Genomic DNA, 14640 nt, shown 5'->3' on the forward strand with positions numbered 1-14640 from the left:
ATATCGCTCTCATAGAAGACGGGCTTAGCGCGCTAAATGAGTTAAAGCAATGCGGATTTAAGCTCTATGCAACAGCAAGCGGCGGTAAAAACGTAAATGAGATGAAATTTGGTCCTAAAACAGCTCTTGTTATGGGAAGTGAAGGCGAAGGAATGCCGAAAAAAGCGATCTTAAAATGCGACGAGTGCGTCGGTATAAAGATGAAAAACGGCTGGGATTCGCTAAATGTAAGTGCGGCTTTCGCCATAATTTGCGACAGGATTATAAATGAATGAAACTAGTATCTTACAAGAGATTGGACTAAACGAAATAGCCAGAAAAACGCATATAGAAGCTGAATATGTAGGTTATATTATCGATAGAAATTATGAGAAGCTTGCAAGACTAAATGTCAGAGGCTTTATTAAAATTTTAGAACGTGAATATAATGTAAATTTTAAAGAGTGGTTAGAGGAATATGATCAATTCGTATCTAAACACAAGGATGAAACTCCACAAAAAAGCACGGCCATTTTCCCAAAAATTTCATCATACACATCTACTGGTAAAAAATCATCCTGGGGTTTATTTTGGCTTCTTATTATCTTGATTGTAGTAAGTTTTTTAGTATGGTTTTTTGAAGGATATAAACATATAGGTAGCATATCTAGCCTATTTGAAGACAAAAATAGAAGTGTAAGCTATACGAATACTGTAGTAGTAGAAGAGGCTGAAAAAAATATAAACAGCATAAAAGAGACCAATGTCACTATAAATTTACCGGCCCCTATAGCAAAGCAAAATATAGAGCAAAAGCCTGAACTTATAATTGTATCTGCTCCCACACCTCAAGAAGAACCGGCCAAAGCTGATCAAATAGATGAAAATGAATCAAAAGAGCAGCCTGAACCTGAAGAGAAAGTTCAAAAAATAGAGCCTGAGACAATATTGCAAATAGACACTTCAAAAGTCAATCAAATAAAATCTACCGAAATAGGAAGCCAATATATAACAACCGGATTAAACGAAGTTAAAATTCATCCACGCAAGAAAGTTTGGATAGGCATTATAGATCTTGAAAGTAGCAAAAAAAGATCTGTCGATACGGATAAGCCTCTAAATATAAATTTAGATAAAAAGCAATTAGTAGTAACTGGGCACGGCTCTATAAATTTAGATATAGATGGAGAGGTTGTAAAATTTAGCACCGATAATCCAAAGAGATTTTTAGTAGAACAAGACAAGATAACGCTTATTAGCTATGATGATTTTGTGTCTTTAAATAAAGGCAAATCTTGGTAAAAAAAATTATTGCATTTGCTTTAGCGGCTTCTTTTGCTTTTGGAGCCAATGTATTAGAGATAGTAGATGGCATACTTGGTCAAACTAGCGCCAATACAACTGCACTATTTGGAGATGGACTGGATTATCTAGATGAAGACGGACGACCTAATATAGCTAAAATTTCAAACACGCTAAAGTCAAATTCGCTATTTCCTACTTCATATAAAGAGAAAATAAATTTAGATATACAATTTATATCAAGTCAAGCAAATCCGCTACTTTTGATAAAGATTGTAAAAGAAGCGCTAAACAGCCTTGGATTTAATGAAATTTTAACAACCGAATTTACAAATACCAAAGCTACGATTTGGGGAATTAGGCTAAATACTAAATTTATGCTTGATCCAGGCTCATTATATACTGCTTTTAAAAATACAAATACCATTATACAAGCTATTGAAAGAACAGATACCTTCACTTATAAATACGCACTTGATACCTCAAAATCCATATTAAATTTAACGGCCGTAGAAATAGGAAAAGAGATAGAACTATCAAAACCTCTTGAGCCATATTTTATAGATGTAAGCGATGCAAACAAGGTCGAAATAACTGCAAAAAATGGCGATAGTTGGTTTGCTTTGGTTAGAATTTTGGATAAAAATTTAAATTTGATAGATGAAAAAAGAAAAAACAAAAAGACGACTAAAATTAATTTTATACTTCCTTCAAACGCAAAATACATTACAATAGACGATGCAAACAGCCTTGAAAATATAAAAAGAGGCTTAAGAATCCATATACAATAACTAGGAGATAGCTATGTTTGATGAAATTCGCTTTAATACGATTGAGAGACTACCCAACTACGTATTTGCAGAGGTAAATGCTATAAAAATGGCCGCACGTCGTGCGGGAGAAGATATTATAGATTTTTCTATGGGAAACCCCGAGGGCAGGACTCCTCAACATATAGTCGATAAACTCTGTGAGAGCGCACAAAAAGATAAGACTCACGGATACTCCGCTTCAGCAGGGATCTATAAACTCCGCCTTGCTATTTGCAACTGGTATAAGCGCAAATATGACGTAAATTTAGACCCTGAAACAGAGGCTGTAGCCGTAATGGGGTCAAAAGAGGGCTTTGTGCATCTTACACAAGCTATCATAAATCCTGGAGATATAGCCGTAGTACCTGATCCTGCGTATCCTATTCATACTCAAGCATTTATCATTGCGGGTGGAAATGTCGCGAAAATGCCTCTAGTTTATAATGAAAAATATGAGCTTGACGAGAATAAATTCTTTGAAAATTTGCAAAATACCATCTACTCAAGCTCACCAAAACCAAAATATGTCGTGGTAAATTTCCCGCATAACCCTACGACTGTAACGGTTCAAAAGAGCTTTTATGAGCGACTTGTGGCAATGTCAAAAAAAGAGAGATTTTATATCATATCAGACATCGCATATGCCGACCTTACTTTTGACGGATACAAAACACCTAGTATTTTTGAAGTCGAAGGAGCAAAGGACGTAGCAGTAGAGTGTTATACTCTATCAAAAAGCTATAATATGGCTGGCTGGAGAGTTGGTTTTGTATGTGGAAACAAAAGGCTTTGCGCGGCACTTAAAAAAATCAAATCATGGTTTGACTACGGAATGTTTACTCCAATTCAAGTAGGCGCAACAGTGGCATTAGACGGTCCTCAAGATTGCGTAGAGGGAATTCGCCAAATTTATGAAAAACGTAGAGATGTCCTAATAGAAGCATTCGATAATGCAGGCTGGCAAATAGAAAAACCGAGTGCAAGTATGTTCGTATGGGCAAAAATACCTCCTCAAGTGGGCAATTTAGGAAGCTTAGAGTTTTCCAAACAGCTTTTAACTAAAGCTTGCGTGGCCATAAGTCCCGGAATAGGCTTTGGAGAAGGCGGTAACGATTATGTAAGAATCGCACTTATAGAGAATGAAAACCGCATTAGGCAAGCGGCAAGAAATATCAAAAAATATCTAAAAGAGTTCTAATGAATGTAGCAATTTTAGGAGTTGGCACAGTCGGCGAACAGGTGGCTAAAATTTTGATTCAAAATCAAAAGCTAATCAGCGCAAGAGCCGGCAAGGAGATAAAACCAGTCATTGGTGTTGTAAGAAATTTAGACAAAAAACGTGATGTAAATTTACCGCTTACAAATGATATAAATAGCGTTATCAATAGAGACGATATCGATATTTACGTAGAATTGATGGGCGGAGTTGATGAACCTTATAGAGTCGTAAGTGAGATTCTACATAGAAAAAAAGCTGTTGTTACAGCAAACAAAGCACTTTTAGCTTACCATAGATTTAAACTTCAAAATCTAACAGGAGACACTCCTTTTGGTTTTGAAGCTAGCGTGGCTGGCGGAATCCCTATTATAAAAGCTCTTAGAGAAGGTCTAAGCGCTAATCAGATTCTCTCTATAAACGGCATAATGAATGGAACCAGCAACTATATACTAACCTCTATGATGAATAGCGGAGTCAAATTTGAAGACGCTCTTAAAAAAGCTCAAGAACTTGGATACGCAGAGGCTGATCCTACCTTTGACATAGGCGGATTTGATACGGCTCATAAGCTGCTAATACTAGCAAGTATCGCATACGGTGTTCACGGAGATCCTGAAGACATACTGATAGAGGGTATAGAAGGCATTACAAAAGACGATATTTTCTTCGCTCAAGACTTTGAATATGTCATCAAACTTCTTGCGATAGCTAAAAAAGTAGGAGATAAAGTAGAGCTAAGAGTACATCCTGCACTTGTAGCGAAAGATAAGATGATAGCCAAAGTCGATGGAGTCATGAACGCAGTAAGTTTAGCAGGAGATGCTGTCGGAGAAACCATGTTTTATGGTCCTGGAGCTGGTGGAAGCGCTACCGCAAGTGCTGTTATAAGCGATCTAATCGATATTGCCAGAGGCACAAATTTCCCGATGATGGGATACAAATCACCTCTTGAGATAAAACCCCTAGAGTTACTTGCCCAAGATGAGATTAGAACCAAATACTATTTCAGACTAAAGGTTGATGATAAAGTCGGTGTTTTGGCTAGAATTACAAATTTAATGAGCGAAAATAATCTTTCAATCGATAGTTTTTTACAAAAACCACACATTAAAAATGAAGAAAATGACAAAAAAGCGACTCTATTTTTTACAACTCATACAAGCAGAGAGGCTGATGTCAAGCGAGTTATAAGAATACTAGAAGAGCAAGAATTTATAAGAGAAAAGCCATTTATGATAAGGATTGAACAGTAAGTGGGCTTAAATGAATATCTCTTTGGAATAAGCTCAGAGGATATAGCCTCTAGGCATGTTAAAAACGAGGGATATGAAATTTTAGATAGAAATTTTAGCTCAAAATTTGGCGAGATAGATATTATCGCAAAAAAAGATGAAATTTTACACTTCATAGAGGTCAAAGCAACCAAAGGAGAGTATGAAGCGATATATAGACTAACTCCTGCTAAATTTGAGAAAATTTTAAAAACTATTGATTTTTATCTGCTTCAAAATGGATTAAACTCCGATTTTCAAGTGGATCTGATAACAATAGAAAATGATAATATAAAGTGGATAAAAAATATTAGTTTATAATTTTTATTATTTATTATTTTTTAAACTTGTTTATGTATAATACAATCCAAAATTCAATTAGGAGAAAATTATGGGAAAATACATTGAGCTTACATCGGCTAACTTCGACGTAGCTAAAGAGGGTGTTGCACTTGTTGATTTCTGGGCGCCTTGGTGTGGACCTTGCAGAATGCTTGCTCCGGTTATTGATGAGCTTGCGGAAGAATTTGACGGCAAAGCCAAAATTTGCAAGGTAAATACAGATGAGGTTCAAGATCTGGCGGTTGAGTTTGGCATAAGATCAATCCCTACATTGCTATTCTTCAAAAATGGCGAAGTTGTTGAACAAATGGTAGGAGCTCAATCAAAACAAGCAATAGCAGATAAGATAAATTCGCTTCTTTAATGAGCATAAAAAGGCGGGGGACTTTACTCCCCCTGACTTCGGTTTTTGCTTCATTTATTGGCGCCGCTTTAATTGCTTCGGTTTTTGCTTACAATAATTATAGATTCTCAAAATACAAATTTGTAGACTTTAGCTCTTTAACTTTTTATGAGAAAAATGAAATTTTTATGCCGAAAAATAGTAAATTTTTGCTAGTTGTTTTTAGCTCAAACATGAATAATTTAGACAAAATTTTAGAAATTTCAAATAAAAATTTGCCTATTGTAGCAGTTGATCTATTCCAAAAAAGATTTGAACCAAAGGAAAATATAACTTATATTACATCAGATATAAATACTATTTTAAAACTTATGAATCTTCTGAATATTACTACATTGCCAAGTAGTGTTGAGATGATCCATCAGGACGAAAAAATTTATAAACAAGATTCAAAAATAAATAAAATTTAAAAGGAATACAATATGTTGGATTTAGCTATCATAGGTGGTGGTCCTGCAGGACTAAGTGCCGGACTTTATGCGACTCGCGGCGGACTTAAAAATGTTGTTATGTTTGAAAAAGGCGAACCTGGCGGACAAATCACGGGAAGCTCCGAGATAGAAAACTATCCTGGTCAAAAAAATCCAGGTGAGAGCGGAATGGATTTCATGAGCACTTGGGCTCCTCAATGTATGAAATTTGGGCTAAAACACGAAATGGTAAACATAATAAGAGTTAGCCAAAATGCAGATAAAACCTTTAAAATCGTATTTGATGGAGGAAAAGAGGAAAGTGCAAAATCTGTAATCATAGCCACCGGCTCAACTCCTCGTCGTGCAGGCTTTAAGGGCGAAGATGAGTTCTTCGGAAGAGGAGTAAGCACCTGCGCTACATGCGACGGATTTTTTTATAAAAATAAAGAAGTTGCCGTTCTTGGTGGCGGCGATACTGCTATAGAAGAGGCGATTTATCTTGCCAATATCTGCTCTAAAGTCTATATCATACATAGACGAGAAGGTTTTCGCGCAGCTCCAACGACTTTAGAAAAGGCTCGCAAAAACGAGAAGATAGAATTTATCACAAGCGCCACCATAAAAGAGGCTTATGGCGATAAAATGGGTCTTAACGGACTTATATTAAATACAAAAGATGGAGAGCGCGATCTAAAAGTTCCTGGAATTTTCACATTCGTGGGACTAAATGTAAACAATGAAATTTTAAAGCAAGAAAATGGCGAATTTCTATGTAAAATGACAAACGAAGGTCAGGTAGATGTAAATCTAAAAATGCAAACAAATATACCGGGACTCTTTGCCGCTGGAGACATTAGAAAAGATGCCCCAAAACAAGTCGTAGTAGCTGCAGGAGATGGTGCAGTAGCTGCTCTTTCTGCGTTAAGCTACATAGAAAGCCTAAACTAACTCAAATTTAGCCGAAATTTCGGCTAAATTTAACTTCTAGTAAAATTTATCAATCCTCGTTTCATACTAGCCCTATCTATTTATCGCTATTTTTATCAAAAATATGCTAAATTACAAATCTTAAATTAAAAAGGATTAATCATGATAAAAATCGGAATTCACGGCGCAAGCGGAAAAATGGGAAGAATGATAATAGAGTGTTTAAAAGACAATAAAGAAGCTGTTTTAACTGCCGCTTATACGATAGAGCCTCTTGATTTTGCCCTTAATGCAGTGGTAACAAATAGTCTTGAAGAGCTATTTGAAAATTGCGATGTAGTAATTGATTTTACTATAAAAGATGGGGCAATAAATCTAATAAATTATGCAAGAACCAATCCAAAACCACTAGTAATAGGCACAACAGGACTTGGAGAGGATGGAGCTCAGCTAATAGCTCAAGCCTCAAATACAATGCCTATACTGCAAGCTACCAATATGAGTCTTGGTGTGGCTGTGCTAAACCGCCTTGCAGCAATAGCCTCAAAGACGCTAAAAGAATTTGACATAGAGATAGTAGAGCAGCACCATAGGCATAAAAAAGACTCTCCAAGCGGTACTGCGCTAACTCTTGCAGAGCGTGTGGCAAATGCACGAGATTTGAATATAAAAGAGGTTATAGTAACAGGCAGAGAGGGTCTAATAGGAGCAAGAAGTAAAGATGAGATCGCGGTTTTAGCGGTGCGCGGAGGAGATGTTGTGGGGCGACATACTGTTGGATTTTATAATAATGGAGAATTTATAGAGTTAAATCATACCGCAACGAGTCGTGCAACATTCGCCAAAGGTGCGATTAAAGCCGCTATCTGGCTATCCTCTCAAAAAAACGGACTATACGGTATTGATGATTGTCTATGGTTTTAAAGAGCTATTTTTATAAATTTTATATTGTTTTATATCTAAAATTTTTAAAAATTTAGATAAGTTTGGCTAAAATAAATTTTAAAATAAAACAAAAGGTCTAAAAATGTGCGCTGTGGTAGGAGTGGTTAATTCAAAAAATGCGGCAAAAACAGCTTATTATGCCCTGTTTGCAATGCAGCACAGAGGTCAAGAGGCAAGCGGAATAAGCGCCAGCGATAACGGCTATATTAGAACTATAAAAGCCACAGGACTTGTTACCGATGTTTTTGACGAGAAAAGCTTTGAAATTTTAAAGGGTGATATGGCGATAGGACACAACCGCTACTCGACTGCAGGAAGCGGCTCTATAGATGACGCACAACCGATATCCGCTAATTACAATCTAGGCTCAATCTCACTGGTTCATAACGGAAATTTAATAAATAAAGATGAAATTCGCCAAGCCCTCATAGACGAAGGAGCGATCTTTCAGTCAAATATGGATACAGAAAACATTATCCATCTAATAGCAAGAAGTAAGAAAAAACATCTAAAAGATCGTATTACAGAGGCTTTAAAAAAGATTATAGGTGCATATTGCCTTATAATCCAATCAAGACATAAAATTTTTGCCGTGCGTGATAAATATGGCGTAAGACCTCTATCTATAGGCAAACTAAAAGACGGAGGATACATAATAGCCAGCGAAACTTGCGCTTTTGATCTCGTGGGAGCTAAATTTATAAGAGATGTAAAACCGGGAGAGATGATAATATTTGAAAACGGCAAAGATGAATTTCAAAGTATAGAACTATTTAAGCCAGATCCCAGAATTTGTGCGTTTGAATACATCTACTTCGCACGCCCGGATAGCGTCATAGAGGGAAAAAGCGTATATGACGTGCGTAAAAACATGGGTGCTGCCCTAGCCAAACAAAGCGGCATAAAGGCTGATTTCGTAGTGCCTGTGCCTGACAGCGGAGTTCCTGCGGCTCTTGGATATGCAAATGAGAGCAAGATACCTTTTGAACTTGCTATAGTAAGAAACCACTATGTAGGACGCACTTTCATTGAGCCTACTCAAGCGATGAGAAATCTTAAGGTCAAGCTCAAGCTAAATCCTATGTCAAGCATACTAAAAGGCAAGAGCATAGTGGTAGTGGATGATAGTATAGTTAGAGGCACTACGAGTAAAAAGATAGTAGAGCTACTTCGCTCTGCGGGAGCTAAAGAGATACACTTTAGAGTCGCTTGCCCAGAGCTTAAATTTCCTGAACGCTACGGTATCGACACTCCAAGCTTTGAAGAGCTTATCAGTTATAAGATGAATAAAGATGAGGTATGTAAATTTATAGGAGCCGATACTCTTGAGTTTTTAAACCTCAAAGATCTTGTAAGCAGTATAGGCAATGAGCGAAAATACTCGCTTGTAAGTTTTAATGGGGATTATTTTATAAAATAATTAATAGCAATCCAGCTTAGTTATAAACATAGTATTTTTAAAATACGGAGGATATGACATAGAGACACTAAAATTTCTAGCCTCTCTTATCTTTAAATTTTTAGCAATACTTACCTTTTGCTCGATTGTGTTCGGACGAGCATCTTTATCATTCTTAAGCCATGAGAATAGCGACAATCCGCTTGGTTTAAATATCGCATCGCCCTTTAAACCTTCCTTACTTATAGGGTCATTTATCAGCTTTACTATGATATTGCAGTTAGATATATCAAATGAGCCTACATTCCTTATAATACCTTTAATTACTACGGTTTCATTCATTAAAACTCTACTTTTAGTAATGCCTTCTAAAATAGCTTTTTTAGTATATTTGTCCACAACAAACATTAAAAATATCCCTATCAGAAGAGTAACGCTAAAATTTATAACTATTAAAGAAGTAAATATTTTTTTGTTTTCTTCATATTTTGACAGATACGCCAAGAGTCCTGAAAGAAGCAATAATATAACAATTATTAGAATATGAAAAATATTAAAATACTCTAGCATTAAAAACACTCCGAACTAGCCGTTATATTATAATCACTCAATTTAAAATTATTTATTACGCCTTGCACACGCTTTGTCTCATTGATATCCAATATCTCTTTAAGAAATATCTTATCTTTCATGATTGGTCTTAACATATTTATTTGATTTCTAAGCTTATTTCCGGAAGGCTTATAAAATTTAAGATCAATCCTGCAATACTTAAGTGGATTTTTTGATAAATTTGTAAGCTTTAAATCGACCAAAAGAGTATTTGAGTATGAAAGCTGCTTTTGTGATATTAGCTCTAAATTTCTAGTTCTCAAATTCTCATCCAAGAAACGATTTATATAAAATATCCCGAAACCAAAAGCTACTATATTTAATAACATCAACAAAAAGCCTAAAAGATGAAATCTTGTAATTACATATATACAAACTACAAAAAGGATAAAAAACATCAAGACAAGCCATATATAGGCCGCTATATCTATCCAGCCTAAATGCTCGAGATAGAAGCTTAGTCCATCTTTTAGCTTATCTAACATCTCTTGATTTTTTCTCCTCGATTCCACTTGCTCCAAACCTTCTAGCAAGCTCATCTTTGATGCGATCAGGGTGAATATTATGAGCGGCAAGTGCTACCATAGAGTGAAAGCACAAATCGGCCGCCTCATACACCAAATCGTTTTTACTTTTTTCATCTTTGGTATTGGAAGCATCTTTACACGCCATTACAAACTCAGTCGCTTCTTCGCCGATCTTTTTAAGTATTGCGTTTTCGCCCTTTTTAAACAGGCTTGCCACATACGACTTTTGGGGGTCTGCGTTGAGTTTTCTATCTAAAATTTCGTGATATACTTTGTCAATTATCTGGTAATTTGTCTTTATATCTGGCAATTTACTATCTAAATTTAAGTTCTTGTTACTTGAATTAAGCTCAAATTTCCTAAAAAAGCAAGATTTCTTACCGGTATGACAAGCCGCGCCACCAATCTGCTCTACTTTTATTAAGATAGTGTCATTATCGCAGTCCAAAAATATCTCATCGATTTTTTGGACATTGCCACTCTCTTCGCCTTTTTTCCAAATTCTATTTTTTGTGCGTGAAAAATAGTGGGCAAAGCCGGTTTGAACGCTTAAATTTAAAGCCTCTTTGTTCATAAAAGCAAGCATTAAAACATCATTTGTAGTGCTCTCTTGCACTACCACAGGTATCATCCCTCCGACTTTATCCCAATCTATCTTCATCGCACTCTCTTAAAATTTATTTCTAACGCTCAATAGCCGATTGTCTTGCCTTGTCTTTTGTATCAACCCAAATATTTGGCACCGATCCTCCAGGTGTTAAGAAAATTTTAGCATCGCTATTTTCACGCAAAGCTTCGTTAAATTTACCCTGAATCTCTATTTGTTTTAACTCTAGCAAATTTTGATCCAAACTCTTGGCAACCTCTTTATTTGCATACGCTTGAGCATCGGCTTCTATCTTAACCGCATCAGCCTTACCTTTAGCCTCTATGATAGCTGCCTTTGCGGTTCCTTCTGCAAGAGCAGCCTTTTTAAGCGCTTCTTGGTTTGCACGCTCTACTTCGTATTTGGTTCTCTCCGCCTCTTGTTTAGCGATTTGAACGCGCTCAATTTGCTCTTTTACCTTTTCAGGCAAGATTATCTCTCTAAGTTGAACGGTAAGCAGCTCTACCGGCCTATTTGGCTGAGAGTCGATATCTTTGCGAATTCCTTCATCGATTTGAGCGGCTATCTCATTTCTCTTAGTAGGAAGCTCTTCGGCTGTATATTTACCAGTTACGCTTCTTACCACATCTCGCACTACCGGATCTACTATTTTGCTTTCCCAGCTAAGTCCCCAAGCAGCAATTGTTTGAGGTGCATTTTCCGGATTTAAGCGATATTGAACCGTAATATCTATACTTACAGGAAGGTTTCTAGCGTCTAAAACTGAAATTGAGTTTTTGCGAATAATTCCCGCTTGAGATTGGGTTGAAAATTTTTGTGTCTCACCCATATCCTCGCCTGAAGTATAGTTTATAAGGCGAACTCTAGTATCTACGATTATAACCCTTTGAATTCCTGGTATAAAGAAGTGAAAACCCGGCTGCATTGGGTTTGGATCATATTTACCTGCTGTAGCCTTAATGCCTACTTCGCCCGAGTTTATAACCACAAAAGGCTGAGTAATAGCTAAAATAGCTATGATAACTATGATAGCGTAAGCAAGTCCTGACATTTTTCCAAAATTCTTTGGTAAATTTGGCGCCTTGAAATTCAGCTTTGGACCGTTATTGCTTCCGCCGCTACTATTGTTCTTTTTATTAAAATAATCATTTAAATCTGCTGGCATTCATATCCTTGTTTAGAATTTTAAATATAAGTTAGCATTGAAGCATATTTTTGATTTCGTCCGTAAACTACGTCAAAATAAGCATCTTGCAGTTTTTTAGTGACTTCGCCACGTTTTCCACTTCCAATAACTCTAGCGTCAATACTGCTTATCGGAGTTACCTCAGCCGCCGTTCCCGTAAAGAAAGCCTCATCGGCTACGTAAGCCTGATCTCTAGTAATTCGCTCGCGGCGAACTTCATAACCTAAATCTTTTGCGATCTTGATAACGGTATCTTGAGTAATGCTTGCTAGGCTATTATCATTTGGAGGAGTTACGATAGTGCCGTTTTCCACGATGAAAAAGCACTCGCCAGGACCCTCAGCCACGAAGCCTTCGCCATCTAAAAGAAGCGCCTCATCGTAACCCGCATCTTTTGCTTCGTAATTTGCCATTTGCGAGCTTAGGTAGTTTGAGCTTGCCTTTGCTCTATTCATTTGACCGGCCGGATTTAGCTTGGCAAAGCTTGAAATTTTAACTCTAATGCCCTTTTCAAGCCCTTCATCACCAAGATAAGCACCCCACTCCCAAGCTGCGATTGCGGTTTGAACGGGAGCTTTTGTGTGAGCTAGCCCCATTATGCCGTAACCTAAAAATATAATCGGGCGAATATATACGTTGCCGTTAAATTTATTTGCTCTTAAGAGCTCTATTTGTGCGTTTTCAAGCTCTTTTTGAGTATAAGTGCAGTTTAAAATTGTCATTTTTGCAGACTTTAAAAGCCTGTTTGTGTGATCTTGTAAACGAAAAATCGCTAAACCTTTATCGGTTTTATAAGCCCTTGTGCCTTCAAATACGGCATTTGCATAGTGAAGCGAGTGAGTTAAAACATGAACTTTAGCCTCATCCCATTTTATTAATTTTCCATCCATCCAGATAAATTCCGAAGCATTCATCTTGTGCCTTTCATCTTGTAAAATTTACGGAGTTTAGCAAAATAATCTTTAAAATTTAATTGTTTTGTAAATAAACACGAAAAAGCTCCATTAAACCCTTGTAAATACAAAAGTAAATCATATAGCGACACCTACAAATAAAATTTACAAATTTAAGAATATAAAAAAGAAAAATTCCAAAGATAAAAATCCAATAAGGACATTCAATTCAAGATAAATTTAAAAGAAAAATTAAAGAGCCAAGCAGTATCGCTTAGCTCAAATCGGGAGTATTATTTAGAGAATGCCTTTTCTATACTAAACGGAAATGCTTGATAACCCATAGCGTTTGTCATTTTAATCTCGATTGAAGGCTCTTTTGCACCCCATTCAAATTCATTAATATGCGGACTTGGTACGCCTACAGGTTTGCCCGCTGCGATGTCAAACTGCATTCCGGCAACTGCCGAATAAGCAAATACGCTATCAAGGTCGTCTTGGTACTCAGCAAGGCTGGTTACCGAGCTATACCAATCAGCTCCTCTTTGCTTGCCGTATTCCCAAACTTGCTCTACGGTTTTAGCCTTCTCATCTACCTTATAAACTACAGCACGGGAGTATTTCATGCCCGCTATTGCAGGTTGCTCAAATCCTCTACTGTCGCCGTTATCAAATACGGTTAGATACACTATGCCTTTTTTGGATTTGCTATCGATTCTAAATGCGGTGTGCTGAGTGTATTGCCAGTCAAACCCGCCTGTGTCGCTTTCATATCCCGGGCATTTTGTATAATCGTCTTGGCAAACGATCTTTTTGCCGTTTTTATCTACAGGCTGTAAAAGAGCGTCTTTAAATTTATCGCCCCAGCCTTTATGTCCGCCGATTATCCACTTAACTTTCTTGTCGCGTCCGATTTTAATAACCGCATTTTGATGGCGTGAGCTTATGATGATACTATCATCACTCGGGTCGTGATCCACACTATATTACATGAGCCCAGTTACGTCCCGGCCCACTTCTTACGATATCACCCCCATTTCAGGAAGTTCGCGGTTAAAAATTTCGCGTCCTAAGATATCGTATTTAACGTATCTTTGTCCATATCCCCAAGTGATAGCTCCGTCTTTGTTTTGTTTAAAGCCCATCATAACGCCTGCGTTAAAAGGCTTTTTAAGGTCGTAAATTTTGCTAGGCTCAAGATACCATCTAACTTCACCTTTAGTATCAAGAATAAAGTTGCTAGGCGTATAGTTCCACTCAAGAGCTCCGCCTGCAGGGTTGTTCCAAACCACTTTAGTGCCTTTGCCCGTTTTATTATAGAAGTTATTTACATAGTAAAGTCTATTTTCAAATTTCTTGCTTGGAGCTTTTATAACTTCGATCTTATCAAATAAAGCTCCCTTTTGGCTTGGATGTCCCGTAGCCTCAAGATAGATAGCCGGAGCGTAAATTTTATACGTCTCTTTTATCCTCTCTTCTTTGCCTTTATAAGTTTTTGTATATTCTACTTCAACCGTATTTTGATAGTCGGCATACATGCCAAATACGGGAATTCCGCCGTGAGTGCGAAGGTGCTTGTTGGCTACGTCATAGCTTATTAATTGTCCGCCAGGTTTTGGGACGATAGTTATTTTGGCGTCTTTTATGTCGTATCCGCAGTTTTTAATAACAGCCGTTAAAGGTGCGCTATCATAAGGATTTACTACAACTTCTCCCAGTTTTCCCGCAATAGCGTAATCTATGCTATGTTTTAAATTATAAATTTTAGTATATCCCCCAAGAAGATCTTGGGGGAGGGAATTT

Annotated in this window: 16 protein-coding genes and 1 pseudogene; 11 read left to right on the forward strand and 6 right to left on the reverse strand. The window is 37.0% G+C overall.

Features of this window, described 5'->3' with window-relative positions:
* From CDOM16189_RS08075 to purF, 11 genes are all read left to right on the forward strand, one after another.
* Positions 1-275 (forward strand): TrmH family RNA methyltransferase (locus CDOM16189_RS08075; RefSeq protein WP_249321664.1); only part of this gene is annotated, 275 nt, incomplete at its 5' end.
* A complete protein-coding gene (locus CDOM16189_RS08080; protein WP_169976295.1) occupies positions 268-1281 on the forward strand; it encodes a phosphatidylglycerophosphate synthase in 1014 nt (337 codons plus the stop codon). The genes CDOM16189_RS08075 and CDOM16189_RS08080, both read left to right, overlap by 8 nt.
* The gene (locus tag CDOM16189_RS08085; RefSeq protein WP_169976297.1) at positions 1275-2072 is read left to right on the forward strand and encodes a hypothetical protein; all 798 of its coding nucleotides are present in this window, start codon (positions 1275-1277) and stop codon (positions 2070-2072) included. Before CDOM16189_RS08080 ends, CDOM16189_RS08085 begins: the two co-directional genes overlap by 7 nt.
* Before the next feature lie 13 nt (positions 2073-2085).
* Positions 2086-3291 carry an LL-diaminopimelate aminotransferase gene (locus CDOM16189_RS08090; RefSeq protein WP_169976299.1) on the forward strand — a complete coding sequence of 402 codons (1206 nt, stop codon included), beginning with the start codon at positions 2086-2088 and terminating at the stop codon, positions 3289-3291.
* Positions 3291-4565, forward strand: a complete 1275-nt coding sequence (locus CDOM16189_RS08095) for a homoserine dehydrogenase (RefSeq protein ID WP_169976301.1) — start codon at positions 3291-3293, stop codon at positions 4563-4565. Before CDOM16189_RS08090 ends, CDOM16189_RS08095 begins: the two co-directional genes overlap by 1 nt.
* Entirely contained in the window at positions 4566-4904 is a 339-nt protein-coding gene (locus CDOM16189_RS08100) for a YraN family protein (protein ID WP_169976303.1), read from the forward strand.
* A 70-nt stretch (positions 4905-4974) separates the two neighbouring features.
* Complete coding sequence (gene trxA / locus CDOM16189_RS08105; protein ID WP_169976305.1) at positions 4975-5289, forward strand: thioredoxin; 315 nt, start codon at positions 4975-4977, stop codon at positions 5287-5289.
* A gap of 167 nt (positions 5290-5456) precedes the next feature.
* Positions 5457-5738, forward strand: coding sequence for a hypothetical protein (locus CDOM16189_RS09915; protein ID WP_249321666.1), 282 nt, complete (start codon positions 5457-5459; stop codon positions 5736-5738).
* Positions 5739-5750: 12 nt separating this feature from the next.
* Complete coding sequence (gene trxB / locus CDOM16189_RS08115) at positions 5751-6689, forward strand: thioredoxin-disulfide reductase (RefSeq protein WP_169976309.1); 939 nt, start codon at positions 5751-5753, stop codon at positions 6687-6689.
* Between the two features lie 141 nt (positions 6690-6830).
* On the forward strand, positions 6831-7592 hold the full coding sequence (gene dapB / locus CDOM16189_RS08120; protein WP_169976311.1) for a 4-hydroxy-tetrahydrodipicolinate reductase: 762 nt from the start codon (positions 6831-6833) through the stop codon (positions 7590-7592).
* A gap of 103 nt (positions 7593-7695) precedes the next feature.
* Positions 7696-9033 (forward strand): amidophosphoribosyltransferase, encoded by a 1338-nt coding sequence (gene purF, locus CDOM16189_RS08125; RefSeq protein ID WP_169976313.1) that lies wholly within the window; start codon positions 7696-7698, stop codon positions 9031-9033.
* Here purF and CDOM16189_RS08130 read toward each other — a convergent pair whose 3' ends face one another.
* The 6 genes and pseudogenes from CDOM16189_RS08130 to CDOM16189_RS08155 all read right to left on the reverse strand — a co-directional run.
* Entirely contained in the window at positions 9034-9582 is a 549-nt protein-coding gene (locus CDOM16189_RS08130) for a DUF2393 family protein (protein WP_169976315.1), read from the reverse strand.
* Positions 9582-10136 carry a DUF2393 family protein gene (locus tag CDOM16189_RS08135; protein WP_169976317.1) on the reverse strand — a complete coding sequence of 185 codons (555 nt, stop codon included), beginning with the start codon at positions 10134-10136 and terminating at the stop codon, positions 9582-9584. Before CDOM16189_RS08135 ends, CDOM16189_RS08130 begins: the two co-directional genes overlap by 1 nt.
* Positions 10099-10812, reverse strand: coding sequence for a bifunctional phosphoribosyl-AMP cyclohydrolase/phosphoribosyl-ATP diphosphatase HisIE (gene hisIE, locus CDOM16189_RS08140; protein WP_169976319.1), 714 nt, complete (start codon positions 10810-10812; stop codon positions 10099-10101). Before hisIE ends, CDOM16189_RS08135 begins: the two co-directional genes overlap by 38 nt.
* A 22-nt stretch (positions 10813-10834) precedes the next feature.
* Positions 10835-11923, reverse strand: coding sequence for a prohibitin family protein (locus tag CDOM16189_RS08145; RefSeq protein WP_169976321.1), 1089 nt, complete (start codon positions 11921-11923; stop codon positions 10835-10837).
* A 20-nt stretch (positions 11924-11943) separates the two neighbouring features.
* Positions 11944-12858, reverse strand: a complete 915-nt coding sequence (locus tag CDOM16189_RS08150) for a branched-chain amino acid transaminase (RefSeq protein ID WP_169976323.1) — start codon at positions 12856-12858, stop codon at positions 11944-11946.
* Positions 12859-13130: 272 nt separating this feature from the next.
* A pseudogene (locus CDOM16189_RS08155) lies at positions 13131-14579 on the reverse strand (aryl-sulfate sulfotransferase); the annotation flags it as partial.
* Between the last annotated feature and the right edge of the window lie 61 nt (positions 14580-14640).

This window comes from Campylobacter sp. RM16189 (genome assembly GCF_012978815.1).
Classification (GTDB): Bacteria; Campylobacterota; Campylobacteria; order Campylobacterales; family Campylobacteraceae; genus Campylobacter_A.

What these genes read in the sequence shown, in the direction of transcription:
- CDOM16189_RS08080 (WP_169976295.1), top strand. Translation starts at nt 268, where the DNA reads ATGAATGAAACTAGTATCTTACAAGAGATTGGACTAAACGAAATAGCC.
- CDOM16189_RS08090 (WP_169976299.1), top strand. Translation starts at nt 2,086, where the DNA reads ATGTTTGATGAAATTCGCTTTAATACGATTGAGAGACTACCCAACTAC.
- CDOM16189_RS08095 (WP_169976301.1), top strand. Translation starts at nt 3,291, where the DNA reads ATGAATGTAGCAATTTTAGGAGTTGGCACAGTCGGCGAACAGGTGGCT.
- trxA (WP_169976305.1), top strand. Translation starts at nt 4,975, where the DNA reads ATGGGAAAATACATTGAGCTTACATCGGCTAACTTCGACGTAGCTAAA.
- CDOM16189_RS09915 (WP_249321666.1), top strand. Translation starts at nt 5,457, where the DNA reads ATGCCGAAAAATAGTAAATTTTTGCTAGTTGTTTTTAGCTCAAACATG.
- trxB (WP_169976309.1), top strand. Translation starts at nt 5,751, where the DNA reads ATGTTGGATTTAGCTATCATAGGTGGTGGTCCTGCAGGACTAAGTGCC.
- dapB (WP_169976311.1), top strand. Translation starts at nt 6,831, where the DNA reads ATGATAAAAATCGGAATTCACGGCGCAAGCGGAAAAATGGGAAGAATG.
- purF (WP_169976313.1), top strand. Translation starts at nt 7,696, where the DNA reads ATGTGCGCTGTGGTAGGAGTGGTTAATTCAAAAAATGCGGCAAAAACA.
- CDOM16189_RS08130 (WP_169976315.1), bottom strand. Translation starts at nt 9,582, where the DNA reads ATGCTAGAGTATTTTAATATTTTTCATATTCTAATAATTGTTATATTA.
- hisIE (WP_169976319.1), bottom strand. Translation starts at nt 10,812, where the DNA reads ATGAAGATAGATTGGGATAAAGTCGGAGGGATGATACCTGTGGTAGTG.
- CDOM16189_RS08145 (WP_169976321.1), bottom strand. Translation starts at nt 11,923, where the DNA reads ATGCCAGCAGATTTAAATGATTATTTTAATAAAAAGAACAATAGTAGC.
- CDOM16189_RS08150 (WP_169976323.1), bottom strand. Translation starts at nt 12,858, where the DNA reads ATGAATGCTTCGGAATTTATCTGGATGGATGGAAAATTAATAAAATGG.